16 protein-coding genes and 1 tRNA gene are annotated in these 14,644 nt (G+C 72.1%); 11 read left to right on the forward strand and 6 right to left on the reverse strand.

Annotated elements, in window-relative coordinates; genetic code table 11:
* Window positions 1-100: 100 nt before the first annotated feature.
* On the reverse strand, window positions 101-679 hold the full coding sequence (locus tag ABH929_RS09090; protein ID WP_123292596.1) for a TetR/AcrR family transcriptional regulator: 579 nt from the start codon (window positions 677-679) through the stop codon (window positions 101-103).
* 81 nt (window positions 680-760) lie between these two features.
* On the opposite strand from ABH929_RS09090, the gene ABH929_RS09095 reads away from it, so the two are divergent.
* Window positions 761-1,642, forward strand: a complete 882-nt coding sequence (locus ABH929_RS09095; RefSeq protein ID WP_404560944.1) for an NAD-dependent epimerase/dehydratase family protein — start codon at window positions 761-763, stop codon at window positions 1,640-1,642.
* Between the two features lie 171 nt (window positions 1,643-1,813).
* Here ABH929_RS09095 and ABH929_RS09100 read toward each other — a convergent pair whose 3' ends face one another.
* A complete protein-coding gene (locus ABH929_RS09100) occupies window positions 1,814-2,011 on the reverse strand; it encodes a hypothetical protein (protein WP_214546992.1) in 198 nt (65 codons plus the stop codon).
* Between the two features lie 25 nt (window positions 2,012-2,036).
* Window positions 2,037-2,109: transfer RNA gene (locus tag ABH929_RS09105), tRNA-Val, on the reverse strand.
* 111 nt (window positions 2,110-2,220) lie between these two features.
* Here ABH929_RS09105 and ABH929_RS09110 point away from each other — a divergent pair.
* Both ABH929_RS09110 and ABH929_RS09115 read left to right on the forward strand, forming a co-directional pair.
* The gene (locus ABH929_RS09110; protein ID WP_404560945.1) at window positions 2,221-2,865 is read left to right on the forward strand and encodes a SatD family protein; all 645 of its coding nucleotides are present in this window, start codon (window positions 2,221-2,223) and stop codon (window positions 2,863-2,865) included.
* Window positions 2,865-3,722 carry a hypothetical protein gene (locus tag ABH929_RS09115; protein ID WP_404560946.1) on the forward strand — a complete coding sequence of 286 codons (858 nt, stop codon included), beginning with the start codon at window positions 2,865-2,867 and terminating at the stop codon, window positions 3,720-3,722. Before ABH929_RS09110 ends, ABH929_RS09115 begins: the two co-directional genes overlap by 1 nt.
* Window positions 3,723-3,910: 188 nt before the next feature.
* Here the strand turns inward: ABH929_RS09115 and ABH929_RS09120 are convergent, their stop codons facing one another.
* Window positions 3,911-4,810: a hypothetical protein gene (locus ABH929_RS09120; protein WP_404560947.1), complete on the reverse strand. Its 900-nt coding sequence runs from the start codon at window positions 4,808-4,810 to the stop codon at window positions 3,911-3,913.
* 251 nt (window positions 4,811-5,061) lie between these two features.
* Between ABH929_RS09120 and ABH929_RS09125 the strand changes: the two genes are divergently transcribed.
* The 3 genes from ABH929_RS09125 to ABH929_RS09135 all read left to right on the forward strand — a co-directional run bounded on the left by ABH929_RS09125 (window position 5,062) and on the right by ABH929_RS09135 (window position 7,203).
* Window positions 5,062-5,589 (forward strand): hypothetical protein, encoded by a 528-nt coding sequence (locus ABH929_RS09125; RefSeq protein ID WP_205462262.1) that lies wholly within the window; start codon window positions 5,062-5,064, stop codon window positions 5,587-5,589.
* Between the two features lie 85 nt (window positions 5,590-5,674).
* Window positions 5,675-6,655 carry an aldo/keto reductase gene (locus tag ABH929_RS09130; protein ID WP_404560948.1) on the forward strand — a complete coding sequence of 327 codons (981 nt, stop codon included), beginning with the start codon at window positions 5,675-5,677 and terminating at the stop codon, window positions 6,653-6,655.
* Window positions 6,652-7,203 (forward strand): hypothetical protein, encoded by a 552-nt coding sequence (locus tag ABH929_RS09135; RefSeq protein WP_404560949.1) that lies wholly within the window; start codon window positions 6,652-6,654, stop codon window positions 7,201-7,203. Before ABH929_RS09130 ends, ABH929_RS09135 begins: the two co-directional genes overlap by 4 nt.
* Window positions 7,204-7,271: 68 nt before the next feature.
* On the opposite strand, the gene ABH929_RS09140 is transcribed toward ABH929_RS09135, so the two are convergent.
* Both ABH929_RS09140 and ABH929_RS09145 read right to left on the reverse strand, forming a co-directional pair.
* On the reverse strand, window positions 7,272-8,846 hold the full coding sequence (locus ABH929_RS09140; RefSeq protein WP_404560950.1) for a phenylacetate--CoA ligase family protein: 1,575 nt from the start codon (window positions 8,844-8,846) through the stop codon (window positions 7,272-7,274).
* Window positions 8,843-9,880, reverse strand: coding sequence for a hypothetical protein (locus ABH929_RS09145; protein ID WP_404560951.1), 1,038 nt, complete (start codon window positions 9,878-9,880; stop codon window positions 8,843-8,845). The genes ABH929_RS09140 and ABH929_RS09145 overlap by 4 nt, the downstream gene beginning before the upstream one ends.
* Before the next feature lie 103 nt (window positions 9,881-9,983).
* On the opposite strand from ABH929_RS09145, the gene ABH929_RS09150 reads away from it, so the two are divergent.
* From ABH929_RS09150 to ABH929_RS09170, 5 genes are all read left to right on the forward strand, one after another.
* Window positions 9,984-10,361: a holo-ACP synthase gene (locus ABH929_RS09150; protein WP_404560952.1), complete on the forward strand. Its 378-nt coding sequence runs from the start codon at window positions 9,984-9,986 to the stop codon at window positions 10,359-10,361.
* A 160-nt stretch (window positions 10,362-10,521) separates the two neighbouring features.
* Window positions 10,522-10,830, forward strand: a complete 309-nt coding sequence (locus ABH929_RS09155) for an acyl carrier protein (protein ID WP_111085691.1) — start codon at window positions 10,522-10,524, stop codon at window positions 10,828-10,830.
* Window positions 10,827-12,002 (forward strand): acyl-CoA dehydrogenase family protein, encoded by a 1,176-nt coding sequence (locus tag ABH929_RS09160; RefSeq protein WP_404560953.1) that lies wholly within the window; start codon window positions 10,827-10,829, stop codon window positions 12,000-12,002. Before ABH929_RS09155 ends, ABH929_RS09160 begins: the two co-directional genes overlap by 4 nt.
* Complete coding sequence (locus tag ABH929_RS09165) at window positions 11,999-12,949, forward strand: amino acid--[acyl-carrier-protein] ligase (protein WP_404560954.1); 951 nt, start codon at window positions 11,999-12,001, stop codon at window positions 12,947-12,949. Before ABH929_RS09160 ends, ABH929_RS09165 begins: the two co-directional genes overlap by 4 nt.
* Complete coding sequence (locus tag ABH929_RS09170; RefSeq protein ID WP_404560955.1) at window positions 12,946-14,532, forward strand: hypothetical protein; 1,587 nt, start codon at window positions 12,946-12,948, stop codon at window positions 14,530-14,532. The genes ABH929_RS09165 and ABH929_RS09170 overlap by 4 nt, the downstream gene beginning before the upstream one ends.
* The last annotated feature ends 112 nt before the right edge of the window (window positions 14,533-14,644 follow it).

Below are 14,644 nucleotides of genomic sequence, written 5' to 3' on the forward strand. Positions count from 1 at the left end.
TGGTCGGGCGCTGGTCGGGCGCTGGTCGGCGCTCACCCGATGCGGAACGACGAGGTCGACGTCGTTCGACAACGGCATTGTCGTACCGCGTCGGCGGTGCTCACCGGAGCGCCGCAGCCGCCTCCCGCAGCTCGGCGAACGCTGCGAGCGCATGACCCGCGAGCCCGTCGTCATCAGCGCGTGCCGCACCGGCCCACCGGTCGAACCCCTGTTTGAAGGCGAGCACGCCCATCTCGCTCGCGAGCCGGGCCGTCGGTTCCGCGACCCCGCGCTCGATGAGCGCATCGGTCATCGCGGCGGCCATCCCGACGCTCTTCAGGGCATCGCGCTCCTGCAGCTCGGCGCTCGCGGCGACCGCGGCCTTGAGTCGCGGTCCCAGCTCGCGGTTCATCGGACCCATCTCGCCCGATGCACGTTCGAGCCCAGCGGCGACGGCGTCGAGCGGTGAACGTTCGGGCGCTGCGTCGGTGATCCCCTCGGACAACAAGCGGCTCAGCGTCTCCTGCCCGGCGACGAGCAGTTCGCGCTTGTCCGGGAAGTGTCGGAAGAAGGTGCTCTTCGTGACCCCCGCTCGCTCGGCGATCTGCGTCACGGTCGTCTCGTCGTACCCCTGTTCGGAGAACAGGTCGACGGCGGCCAGGACCAGCCGTTCCCGAGCTCCCGGTTCCCATCGCGCCATGGGAGCATCCTACGGGACGGGACAATTGTCTCATCACGGGTGTACGGTGACGAGACACTTGTCCCATCACTGGAGGATCCCATGCGCGTCTTCATCACCGGCGGCACCGGCACCATCGGAACGGCCGTCGTCGCCGAACTCATCGCCGCAGGCCACAGCATCACTGCGCTCGCCCGCTCGGAACGCTCGGCTGCAGCCCTCACCGCGGCGGGAGCCGAACCTGTCCGGGGCGGCCTCAGCGAGCTCGACGTCCTCCGTGCCGGTGCGCGCGCCGCCGACGGCGTCGTCAGCCTCGCGTTCTCGAACGACTTCAGCTCGCCGGAGGCCCTGACCCGGGGCATCGCCGAGGAAGCGGCTGCGATGGCCGTACTCGGCGAGGAACTCGTCGGCTCCGACCGCCCGTTCGTCGTCGTGTCCGGCACGCCGTGGGTCCCGGGCAGGGCGTCGACCGAGGCCGACCCTCTGCCCCTCGAGGGACCGGTCGCCGGCCGCGCCCGATCGGTCCTCGCCGCGCTCGAGCTCGCGGAGCGCGGCGTCCGGGTGTCCGCGATCCGCCTGCCGCGGACCGTGCACGCCGACGGCGCGGGCGGCTTCGCGGGCATCCTCACCGAGACAGCCCGAGGCAGCGGTGTGGCCGGGTACCCCGGAGACGGCGAACAGCGCTGGCCCGCCGTGCACGCTCGGGACGCCGCCGTGCTCTTCCGGCTGGCACTGGAGGTCGCACCGGCCGGCACGGTCTGGCACGCCGTGGCCGACGAGGGCGACCGGGTGCGCGACCTCGCCGAGGTGATCGGCCGACGGCTCGGACTGCCGGTCGAGCGCGTCGCGGACGTGACGTTCGGGGCGTTCGCCCCGATCTTCGTGATGGACCAGCCGGCGTCGAGCGAGCACACGCGTCGTACGCTCGATTGGGAGCCGGTCCACGAATCGCTGCTGGCGGACCTGGAACACGTCGAGCGCTGACGTCGCGCCCTGGGCGCGACCGAGGGACGGATAGGAGGCGAGGTGCAGGCCCGCACCGTGCCTCCCGTCCGCCGTCGGCGCGCGTGACCTGCCCCGCCTCGGTCGCGCGGACCAGTGCGGTCGGTCAGGCGGTGCGGTCAGTCAGGCGGTGCGGTCGGCCAGGCGGTGCGGTCAGTTCCCCCACACGAAGAACGCGATGACCCCGCCGATCAGGACCGCGCCGATCGGGACGAGGTACACCCAGTCGTGACGGATGGGACCCTGTCCGGGCTGGTGGTCGCGCTGGAACGGCGCAACCGGGTTCCCACTCGTTCCCGGCAAGTAGTCGACGGAGTGCTGTCGGACCGGCTCGTGTCGTCGGCTGTTCATCGGACCCCCGTGATCGCGTCTGCGGTGGGCTCTGGCGGGCTCGAACCGCCGACCACTTCGGTGTAAACGAAGTGCTCTACCAACTGAGCTAAGAGCCCGCGACTCGATCCTAGAGGTCAATCCCCCGTATCGTTGCGCTGGACAGCCCGGTCGCGAGCCAGTTCAGCGCTCGGCTTCATTTCGCCGATAGTAAGCCGTACACTTAACCCATGTCGGACGAGCCCATCTACGCCGTGATCCTCGATCTCGTCGACTCCCGCACGCTCGACGACCGCCCCGCCGCCCAGCGCGACGTCGAGCGGGCGTTCCGCGAGACGACCGACGTCACTCCGGTGGACCCGGTGCACGCGACCGTCGGCGACGAGTTCCAGGTGATCTACGCAACGCTCACCGACGCGCTCGTCGCCAGCACCGCCGCGATGCTCGCGCTGCCACCGACGGTGCAGGTCCGGCTCGGGATGGGGCGCGGGACGGTGCACACGGTGGGGTCCGGCGCGAGCGGTCCGCTCCAGGACGGCCCGGCGTGGTGGTCCGCCCGCGACGCCATCAACGAGACGCACCGCCGTGAAGACGGCCGGACGTCCTTCCTCCGGTCGTGGTTCCACGCGTCCGACGATCGCAACGGCACCGAGGAGCGACTCGTGAACGCCTACTTCCTCAGCCGCGACCACGTCATGGCCCGCCTGACGCCCCGGGCACGACGCATCGCGCTCGGCCTCGTCCAGGGCCGGACCCAGGCGCAGATCGCCGCAGCCGAGGGGATCACCCCGTCAGCGGTGTCCCAGTCGGTGCAGAAGTCGGGTGCGGTCGCGATCGTCGAGGGCCTCCGGGTCCTCGTGGGACAGGAACGCTGATGCTCGCCGGGATCCTCCTCGCACTCATCGGTCTTGGCGACGTCGTCCGGGCCCGCACCGCTGTCGACGTGCACCGGCAGCGCACGCTGACCACCATCGCGGTCGTCGTGCTGTGGGCCGGGGTGTCCGCCGTGGCATGGCTCGGTCTCGGAGTCCCCGTGTGGAGTGTCCTCGTCACGGTGGTGCTCGCGGCGGCGTGGATCGCCACGACGGCGCCGGTCCGAGCCGGCGCCGGGACCGCCGACGACGACCGTGACTCGCCGACGACCCGGGGGCTGCTGCGGCGGTCCGGGTCCTGGCCCGCGGTCCTGCTCGCCGTCGCCGTCGCCGTGCTGCTGCTCTGGGGGCCGCTGCCCGACGGCGCGGGTTTCGTGGTCGACTGGCACGACGGCTCGGGCCTGGCGTTCGTCGACGCCGTTCCGCTTGCCGCCGTCGTGGGCGGTGTCGGCTCGACGCTGTTCCTCGTCGACTCCGCGAACGTGGTCGTCGCCCAAGCGCTCCCGCCGGGACTGCAGCGCGGCGCCACCACGGGCGCCGAGGCCGATGACCTCCGCCGCCGGTTCGGGCGACGCCGACGCTCCGACGCCGACACCGACGCGTCCGGGGACAGCACGGTGCGCCTCAAGGGCGGACGCCTGATCGGCCCGATCGAACGGCTGCTGCTGGCCGGGTTCGCGGTGACGGGAGCCTTCCCGGTGGTCGCCGCACTGATCGCGGCCAAGGGCATCGTCCGGTTCCCCGAGATCCGACGCGAGACGACCGGCTACCAGGCGGAGTACTTCCTGATCGGCAGCCTGGTGAGCTGGGCGATGGCCTTCGCCGCCGCCGGCATGTGCTGGCTCCTGGCGCACAGCTGACCGCGCGGAGCCCCGCCCCGCCCCGCCCCGCCCGCCCGTCCATCGGTCGGTCGGTCCCCGAGGTTCCGAAATCTCGGCATCTCGGGGCCCTGGGAGCGCCGCTGTGGAACCTCGGCGACGAACGGGCGGCGAGTCGTGGAACCTCGGCACGGCGAGTCCGCCCGGCATCGGGCGCTTTCGGAGCCTCGTCAGGCCGCGCGGCGGGCCCGACCCTCGACCTGGCGTTGGACGAACGCCTGTCGGAGTCGCTCGAACAGCACGGCCGGACGCCCGGTGTCGGCAGCTGTCGCGTGGATGACGATCCAGCCGTTCACCGCGAACCCGTTCGACCGGCGTTGATCGTGTTGGAAGGTCCGGCGGTCACGGTGGTGGTCGCCGTCGTACTCGAGCGCGATCCGGAGCGTCGGCCACGGGAGGTCTGCTCGGCCGAGGAACGAACCACGGTCGTCCACGACGTCGAGGTTCACCTCGGGTTCCGGGAACCCGGCGTCGACCACTCCGAGCCGGAGATGGGTCTCCATCGGTGACTCGACTCCTGTCCGCACCTTGTCCAGCGCCGCTCGTGCTCGTCGTGCCGAACGGCTCCCCGCAACGACCGCGGCCGCCAGTCCGTCGATGGTGACGAGGCCGCTCGGGCCGACGAGGTGGTCGCCGAGGATGACGAGTTCGACCGGGGTGAGCAGCGATGCTGACTCGAACCACGCGCGTGCCGGCGGGCTGACCGGGATGCCACGGACGAGATCGGGTCGGAAGCCCTCGACGCGCGTCCGGTGCGGGATGACCTGGGGCCTGCGCATGATCGGCGCGGTCCCGATCGCCGTCACGTGCACGAGTTCGTCGTCGAGACGCGACGGCAGCGGGGCTCCCCAAAGCCGAGCCGCCGTGGTGTGGCTGACGAACTGGTCGCTCCGGAGGACGACGGCGATCGCTTCGACGACCGTCACGGGCACGTCCGCTCCGACGCGGACACCATGGACCGGAGCCTTGAGGTCGCGACGGGTCAACCGTGACGGTTTCGCTCCGGCGGCGATGGCCTGCCGCACGAGGAACGGCGTCGGCAGGTCGTCGTCTCGTGCTCGGCTCCCCATGACGAGAGCATCGCGCACGAAGCGCCGGACCCGACCACAGTCGGACGGATCTGTGGAGAACGACATGGGACGGGCCTCCAGTCCGAGCCCGAAGGACGCGGTGAGGTTCCAGGACATGCCGCGCGACGATCGCCGAGGTGCCGATCCCGAGCGAATGGGGCCACGAGATGCCGAGATTTCGGAACCTCGGGGCGCACCCGCACCCGCACCCGCACCCGAGAACCCCGGGGGTAGCGGGTACCCTCTCCCTCGTGAACGGTGCCGGTGTCCTCGACGAATCCGGGCGGCTGCGGCTCCTCGGCTCCGGGGTGACGGGTGCCGCGTTCGCGGTCGTCCTCGTCATGCTCGTGCTGTCGTCCTTCACCGAGGCGACCACCACCGTCCTGGTCTCGGTCGGCATCCCGTCCGCGGCGGCGGGTGCCGCGATCGCCGTGTACCTGCAGCTCCGAGCGTGGCGCGCCGAGGGCGGGTACGAGCGTTCGATCGCGGTGCGCGAGTGGATCGCCGACGGGCAGGTGCCGTACGGCGTGCCAGCCGAACTCTGGATCCCGCTCGTGCAGGCGCAGGCCGACCGCGAAGGAGCCGGCTGGGGCAAGGTCGTCCTCGGCACGCTGTGGATCGCGATGACGTGGTCGATGCGTGACCAGCACGACGCCCTCATCACGACGATGTTGATCCTGCTCTGGGCCGGCATGGTCCTGTGGGCGGCGGTGTGGGTGATCCCCCGCGCTCGAGCGGCCCGCGCGCTGCTCCGCCGCGGCGTCTCCACGATCGGCTGAACGACCGCGCGAAACCATCGGCTGAGCGACCGCGCGAAACCATCGGCTGAGCGACCGCCGGAACCCACTGACTACGCTCGGCGGCATGCAGAGTCGCACCCTCGGTCGCACCGGCCGCGAAGTCTCCCCCATCGGTCTCGGTACGTGGCAGTTCGGCGGTGACTGGGGTCCGGTGAGCGAAGCGGACGCGAACGCCGTCATGGACGCCTCGGTCGAGTCCGGCGTCACGCTCTTCGACACCGCCGACGTGTACGGCGACGGTCGCAGCGAGCAGCTCATCGGTTCGTGGCGCGCATCGAACCCCGACGTGCCGCTGACGGTCACGACGAAGATGGGTCGCCGCGCCGAGCAGGTCCCGGCGAACTACGTCGCGGCGAACTTCCGCGAGTGGGTCGACCGCTCCCGCACGAACCTGCGACAGGACACGCTCGACCTGGTGCAGCTGCACTGCCCGCCGTCCGAGGTCATCGGCGACGACGCCGTGTACGACGCCCTCGATGCACTGGTCGCGGACGGCTCGGTCGCCGCCTACGGCGTCAGCGTCGAGACCGCCGACCAGGCACTCGCCGCGATCGCCCGGCCCGGCGTCGCGAGCGTCCAGATCATCCTCAACGCGTTCCGGCTCAAGCCGCTCGACCGCGTGCTGCCGGCGGCCGTGGAGGCAGGGGTCGGCATCCTCGCGCGCGTCCCGTTGGCCTCGGGGTTGCTGTCCGGCAAGTACACGACGGAGACGTCGTTCGCCGAGGGCGACCACCGCAACTACAACCGGCACGGTGAGGCCTTCGACCAGGGCGAGACGTTCAGCGGTGTGGACTACGACGACGGTGTGCGCGCGGCGCAGACCTTCGCCGCGTCGCTGCCGGACGCCGTCTCGGTGCCGCAGGCGGCGCTCGCCTGGGTCATCGCGCAGGACGGCGTGACCGCGGCGATCCCCGGTGCCCGCAACCCGGAGCAGGCTCGTTCGAACGCGGCGGCCGGCGACCTGCCGGAGATCGACGGCCTGGACGCCACGGTGCGCGACCTCTACGACACGTGGTTCCGCGCCACGGTCCACGACCGCTGGTGAGGACCCGCGTCGTCGCGGTCGCGGTCGCCGCACTGCTGCTGCTGACCGGCTGTGCCGCGCCGGGAGCGGGGACGTCGCGCGACGCCCCGCCGTGGCCACGGCCGGCCGACCTGTCCGCCCGCGCCGACGCGGCGGGCCTGCGGAACGTGTGGGGCGAGCGGCTCGCCGAGCACGTCCACACCCACCTGACGATCCTCGACGGTGACACCCCGGTGACGGTCCCGGCGAACATCGGACACTCGGACCGGGGGAAGTTCGCCGCCGAGATCCACACGCACGACACCTCGGGCATCGTGCACGTCGAGTCGCCCACGGAACAGTCGTTCACGCTCGGTCAGTTCTTCGACGAGTGGGGCGTCTCGCTCGGTCCGGAACACGTCGGCGGCCTGCGCGGCGAGCTCACCGTGTGGGTGGACGGGCGCCGGACGATCGGGAACCCGCGCTCGATCGAGCTGACGAACCGGCGCGAGGTCGTCCTGATCGTCACGACGATCGGCGAGGTCCCGCGCCTGCCGGCACCGTTCGACTGGCCGCCGCAGTACGGCTAGCCGGAACCGGCCTGCCCCGCACGATGCGCCCGCCCGCGCGCGGCGCGCCGCCCCGCACGGCGCCCCGCTCACGCCTCCTTCGGAGCGACCCACGCCAGGTCGAGCTCCCACTGCTCGACGGAGCCGGCCGGCAACTGCCACACGTACTCGTTCTTGAGCTTCTTGCCGTCCTCGCGGAACGGGCCGGTGCGGTACGGGTAGAACGCCACCGTCGGCAGCGTGCCGGGCGGCGCCGTCCGGATCGCGTTCGAGAAGTCCTTGTTCAGCCGCCGCAGTTCGGCGATGACCGCGGGGCGCGCCGCGTCCGAGTCGAAGGACCCGGCGCCCGCGGCGAGCTGGAACGCGATGTGCAGCTGTCGGTCGCCCCGGTCGTCCTCGTAGCTGATGAGCCGGTGGTTCTCGACGGCCTCGAGCAGCTCCGGTTCGCCGTAGACCACGTCGCGCACGACGTCGGGCGCGACGACCGCGCCGTTGTAGTCGACGGACAGGTCGGACCGGCCGTAGTGGAACAGCAACGGCAGGTCGAGCTCGGCGGCGTCGGCGAGCTCGTCGAAGCCGTGTGCGCGGAGCGTCTGCCGCAGGGAACGCATCCGGACGACGTGCCCGCGGTCGTGGATGTTGTACCGGATCCGCGGGCTGATGTTCTCGGACCGGGTGATGGTCACGACGAGCTCACCGAGGTCGTTCGTCTCGATCAGGTACCCGAACGGGTTGAACTGGAACACCATCGGCAGCACGCCGTACTCGGCCTGCTTCGTCAGCGCGGCGGAGAGCTCGGGCGACGCCGCGATCGCCCGGCGCAGCTGCACGCTGAACGGCGTCTCGATGCCGAGGTTGATCTCGAGGTCGCTCGCTCCGTACGACCCGAGGACGGCCTGCGCGTACTGCTCGATGTGGGCGCGCATGTTCTCGCTGATGCCCTCGCCACCGAACGCCGCGACGATCGTGTACTCGCTCCAGTCGAGCCGGTCGTCCTCGAACAGCGCCTTCAGGAACGGCGGGTAGCTGCAGATGATGTACGTGAAGTCGGTGCCGAACTCGCGCATCGTCTGCACGATCTTGTCGCGGTCCGGCCCGATCGACTTGATCATCGACGACTCGGTGAGCGACGCCGTCACGTTCATGCCCGTGGCCCACGCCCCGAGCGAGAACGCGTTGAGCACGAACGGCTGCTTCGGCAGGTCCTTCGCGGTGCGCGAGAACCCGAGCTGCAGCAGTTGCCGCGTGGCCTGCCGTTCGTCGGGACCGCGCACCCAGCTGGTCGGCGTGCCGCTCGACCCGCTCGACTCGTCGACGACGACCCCGCGTCGCGGCAGCCGTCCGTCGACGCACCGCTCGGGGATGCTCCACCGCTTGACGTACGACTCCTTGTCCATCTCGGGCAGCCCAGAGATCGCTGCGGCGATCCCGCCACGCGTGTCCAGACGGGAGGCCCGCCCCGCTTCCGCCAGGAACGCCCCGTACGCAGGCACCCGCTTCGCAGCCCGCTCCACGGTCCGCCAGGCGCGCCAGCGTCCGAGGGTCCAGCGGAGCGGCTCGATGCCCGGCGTGAGCAGGAGCTTGTGGGTGCCGACGCGCGGCATGAACAGCGCCACGAAGGTCTCGACGACCCACACGACCGTGAACACCGCCGCGCGCTTCACCGTGCACCCCCGAGCGTCATGGCGGCCGCTGGTCTGCGGTTTGCGAGGGGCGGTGGCGCGCTGTGCCCGAAGCGGAACAGCATCCACGCCATCCGGCCGTCGGACTCGTCGACGCCGGCCCGCCGGACGAAGGCGGCGTGCGACCGGGGGTTCGTGATCACGGTGCCGAACGGGTGCAGGGCGATCCCCCGCGCGGTGAACTCGAGCCAGATCCGCATGAACACCCGGCCGGCCTCGACGTACTCGGCCGGCGTGCGGAACGGCCCTTCGAGCCAGCCGAGCTGCCGGACGCCGCGCATCGTCGACAGGTACACGCGCTTGAAGACCCCGCCGACGCCGGGTGCTTCCCACAGCCCGCGGTGCTCCATCGCGAACCGGAGCACCGGTCCGGGCATGAGCATGGTCTCGGCCGACAGCCCGTCGCCGGTGGTCGCCGCCTGCCGCTTCGAGAACCGCAGCCAGTGCAGGATCTCGTCGTGCACGGCGTCGTGCTGCAGGTCGTCGAACAGGGTCTCCTGGTTGACCCGCACGATCTCGTCGACGGTCGCCCGGTCGGACGTGGTGCGGAAGCGCTGACCGGCTACCGTCGCGATGGCGGACGCGGCCTCGATCGCGGCGTCGTCCACCAGGGTGGCGTCGTACGGCCTGCGTGAGGTGCGCCGCGCGAGGAAGCGGGCCAGGGCCTCCCGGTCGTCCGCGGTGACCGCCCGCGGACGCAGGCGCACGCTGCCCAGGCGGTGCAGGTGGTCGTCGGCCGCGCCGTCCAGCCGGCCGAAGTCCATCTCGGCGTGGTCGAGCCGTTCCTGCACGGTGAAGCCGTGCGCCCGCGCGACGACCTCGAGCCCGGCCAGGAACACCCCCGCGCAGACGTGCCCGAACGGGATGCCGAAGGACTCTGCCGGCAGCCCCCGCCTCAAGTCGTAGAACACGGTCGCGGTGCGGTCGTCCTCGACGCGCACGACGATCGGTTGCGAGTTGTGCGGCGACGGGTAGTGTCGCGCGTCCTCGATGATGCCGGTCCACGGTGATGCCATCGGTTCCCCCTCGGTGGTCTCTGGCACCGATCATACGAACCGCACCCGACGCCCATGCCGCTGCGGGCATGCAGGGTCGCCGTGACCTGCGTAGCCTGCTGCCATGGGCACGATCCGGACCGGCACCGACCTCGCTGCGGTCGAGGACGTCGTGGCCGGCATCTCCGCCCACGGTGAGCGGTACCTCGACCGGCTCTTCACCGTGCGGGAGCGCACCGACGCGGGCGACGACCCGGAGCGTCTGGCCGCACGGTTCGCCGGCAAGGAAGCCGTGGTGAAGCTCCTCCGCCCCGCGCCGGACCAGGCGATCCCGCTGCGCGACGTGGCGATCGTCCTCGACGAGCACGGGGCGCCGACGGTCGAGCTGACCGGGGCCGCCGCAGCGCTGGCCGAGTCGGTCGGGTGCGGCCCGATCGCGGTGTCGCTCGCGCACGAGCGCGGTCTGGCCGTGGCCACGGCGGTCGCGCTGTCCGAACACTGACGTCCGGCAGGGCGGCCGCACCGCCGACCCGGAACGACGAACTCGATGTCGTACGACGTCGAGTTCGTCGTTCCGGGTCGACCGAGCCCGCGCCAGCCGTGCGGTTTCGCGCACCCGCACGGCGGTTTCCCGAGGCCCGGTCTTCCTTATCGTTGCCCTCATGGACCAGGAACCGAAGCACTCCGGCGCGACCGCGCCGACGTCGACGACCACCGCGACCCTCGCCGACCCGGCGATCGAGCAGGCCGTCCGCCGCGCCCTCGCCGACCACGGGCGCCTGACCGTGGACGCGCAGGACGTCGCGTCGATCGCCGACCTGTACGCGCTCGGGCTGTCGTCGCACGCCACGGTGAACGTCATGCTCGCGGTCGAGTCCGAGCTCGACGTCGAGTTCCCCGACTCGGTCCTGAACCGGTCCACCTTCGCCACCGTCGAGTCGATCGTGGCCGCCGCGGAGCTCGCCTCGTGACCCTGACCCTCCCCGCGACGTCCGTCGTCGACCGGTTCGCCGAGCGTGCTGCCGCCGTCGCCGCGGTCGCCGCGCAGTTCGCGGACGACGTCGACCGCGACGCCCGTCCGCCGCGCGAGGCCATCGCGGCGATGCGCGAGTACGGTCTGCTCGCCGCTGCCGTCCCCGCCGAGCACGGTGGCGAGGGTGCCTCGGTGTCCGAGCTCTCCGCGATCGCCACCGAGCTCGGGCGTGCCTGTGCCGCCACCGGGATGGTCTTCGCGATGCACCAGGGCCAGGTGATGGCCCTCTGGCGGCACGGCGGCGACGGTGCCGGCGTGCTCGAGACCATCGCTGCGGTCCGCGACGGCGCACTCGTCGCCTCCGCGACCACGGAGCGGGGTGTCGGCGGCGACGCCCGCCGTTCCACCTGCTCGATCGAGGCCACCGACGACGGCCGGATCCGCCTGCGCAAGGACGCGCCGGTGATCTCGTACGCGACCGAGGCCGACGCGGTCTTCGTCACCGCCCGCCGCGACCCGGATGCCCCGGCCTCCGACCAGCGGCTGCTCATCTGCCGGACCGACTCGATGGTGCTGTCGCAGACCTCCACCTGGGACACCATGGGGCTGCGCGGGACCTGCAGCAACGGCTGGATCCTCGACACCGAGACCACCGTCGACCGGGTGTTCCGCGACGACTACGCCGCGATCTCGGCGCAGACGGTCCTGCCGGTGTCGCACGTGCTCTGGGCCTCGGTGTGGCTCGGCATCGCCGTCTCGGCGAGCGAGCGTGCCCGGACGGCCGTCCGCAAGCAGGCGCGCGCCGCGATCGGGACGACCCCGCCCGGAGCGCTCCGGCTCGCCGAGCTCCTGGTCGACCTGCAGGGCCTCGCCGACTCCGTCCGGCACGCCGCCGAGCGGTTCGACGCCGCGGCCGACGACCCCGAGGTGCTCGCCTCGAGCGCCTCCGCCCTCGCCGCGAACGCCCTGAAGATCGGGGCGTCCGAGCGCGTCACCGACATCGTCACGAAGGCGATGCGGATCGTCGGGATCGCGGGCTACGCGGCCTCGGGTCCGATGAGCATCGCCCGACACCTCCGAGACGCCCACGGTGCCGCCGTCATGGTGAGCAACGACCGTCTCCTCAAGAACGACGCCGACCTGGCCCTCATGACGGGAGTGATCCTGTGACCATCACGGACCCCACCAGCACCACCACCGCGCCGGACCTCGACGCTGCCCGCGCCGCACTCCGTGCCCGCCTGCTCGCCGACCGTGTGCTCATCGACCTCGGCTCCCCCGGGCTGTACGGCCGCACCGGCGTGTTCGAGCGCGTGTACACGGCCGTCGACGCCGCAGCCGTGCGCAGCCAGCAGGACCTCGACGCCGAGGTGCTGCGGTTCCCGCCGGTCGAGCCGCTCGCCACGTTCGAGCGCACCGACTACATCGCGTCGTTCCCGGACCTCGCCGCGTCGATCTCCGGGTTCACCGGCGACGACCGCACGCACCGGGCACTGCTCGCCGCCCGCGAGCGCGGTGAGCGCTGGGAGGGCTTCCTCGAGCCCGCCGACCTCATGCTCACCCCCGCGGTCTGCCACCCGGTGTACGGCCTGGTCGGCGACACGATCCCGCAGGAGGGCCGCTTCTTCGACATCGTCGGTGACTCCTTCCGCCGCGAACCGTCGCTCGACCCGATGCGCCTGCAGGCCTTCCACATGCACGAGTTCGTGCACATCGGCACGCCGGCCTCGGCCCAGCAGCACCGCGACGGCCGGATCCCGGTGATGCGCGAACTGCTCGAGTCGTTCGGGCTCGAGATCGACGTCGTCCCCGCCAACGACCCGTTCTTCGGTCGTGTCGGGCAGATGCTCGCCCGCAACCAGGTCGAGCAGGCACTCAAGTTCGAGTTCGTCACGCCCGTCTACGGCGACGACCACCCGACCACGGCGATCAGCTCGGCGAACCTGCACGAGGACCACTTCGGCACCTCGTTCGGCCTCCGCACCGCCGACGGCGAGGTCGCCCACAGCGCCTGCATCGCCTTCGGCCTGGAGCGCATCACCATCGCCCTGTTCGCCGCACACGGCACGGACGTCGACGCCTGGCCGGCGTCGGTCCGCGCGGCACTCGCGCTGTGACGACGCTGCACGGATGGTCCGGTTCGCCGGCTGTCCGCGCCGCCGTGCAGCTGCCGCCCGCGGCGCGGGCAGGCGTCGTCATCTGCCCGCCACTGGGTCAGGAAGGAGTGATCGCCTACCGCACGCTCCGCCTCCTCGCAGACCGCCTGGAGGCCCGTGGCGTCGCCTCGGTGCGCTACGACCCGTCCGGACGTGGTGACGGCGCACCCGACACCGACCCCGACGCGCAGGTCCGGTCCGCACGCCACGCGGCCGCCGTGCTCCGCACGTCGGGAGTGCAGCACGTGGCGTTCGTCGGGCTCGCCTCCGCGGCCCTCGTCGCCGCGGCCGCCGCCGAGGACACCGACGCCCTGCTCGTCTGGGATGCCCCGGCGTCCGGTCGGGGCTGGCTCCGTCGGCAACGTGCCCTCGCGACGATCACCATCGGCAGCGAGCGGATCGTCGACGGCGTCGAGAGCCTGATCGGCATCGAGGTCGAGCCCGACGAGGCCGCGGTGCTCTCCGCGCTCGCCTTCGCGCCGCGCACCGGTCCGACGGTGGCGCTGGTGCGACCGGAGACCCGCGCACCGAAGGCCCTCGGACCCGTCGAGACCGTCGAGGTGCCCGGCAGCGCCGAGTTGCTCGACGGCACCAGCATCCACGCCCGGATCCCCGGAGCCGCGGTCGACCGAGCCGTCGCCTGGCTCGATGCCTGGGCGCCGACCGCTGCGGCGCAGCTGGTGCCGCCCGTGCTCGACGAGGTCCTGGACGTCGACGGCCGCGTGTCGGAGCGCATCGTCCACCTCGGCCCCGACGCGTTGTTCGCCGTCGAGACCGTGTCGTCCGCCCAGCACCACGACGCCCCGCTCGTCGTCCTGCACAACGGCGCCGCCGAACACCGGGTCGGTGCCACCGACTACCAGGTCGACCTCGCCCGTGCGCTCGCGCGGGACGGCGCCCGCGTCGTCCGGGTCGACCGCCGTGCCACCGGCGAGAGCACCAGCGTGCGCGAGGACGAACGCAGCTTCCTCTTCGCCCAGGAGTGGGTGGAGGACCAGTCCGCCGTCGTCGCCGACCTCGGCACCCCCTCGGACCGCCTGGTGCTCGTCGGCATGTGCGCCGGCGCGTGGCTCGCCGGTCGGTCGGCGGACGAGGCTCCGCGCCTGGTCGTCGAGATCAGCCCGAACGACTACCGCCGGCAGCCGGCGGCACCGGGCAGCTACGAGGACGCCGTCCGCGCGGTCGACGCTCCCTCGGCCGGTCGGCTGTGGGTCCGCCAGCGGTACAACGCCGTCGTACCGAAGGCCCTGCGCGAGTGGATCGCTCGGCGGGACCGGGTCGGCGGCGTCGTCGAACACGTCCGACCGCTCGTGGAGCACGGCACCGACGTCGTCGTGATCGCTGCCCCGGAGGACGCCGCGCTGTTCGACCGGCTCGGCGGGCAGAAGGCCCTGCGCCGCTACGGCGGGGTCGGTCGGCGCGGTTCGGTGTCGATCGTGCGGGTCGAGGACGGCGACCACTCGCTGTTCTCCCCGGTGATGCGTCGCGCCGTGCGAGCCGAGGTGCGTTCCCGCGTCGCGGCGACGTTCCCCGTCCCCGCCTGACCTTTCCGTCCCGACTCTGAACGACACCCTCGATGTCGTACGACATCGAGGGTGTCGTTGCCGCGCGGCTGCAAGTGTTGCGGCCGCGCGGGGACGACAGGGGCGACGTCGT

Origin of the sequence: Curtobacterium sp. AB7, assembly GCF_044909335.1 — a bacterium.
Taxonomy (GTDB): domain Bacteria; phylum Actinomycetota; class Actinomycetes; order Actinomycetales; family Microbacteriaceae; genus Curtobacterium.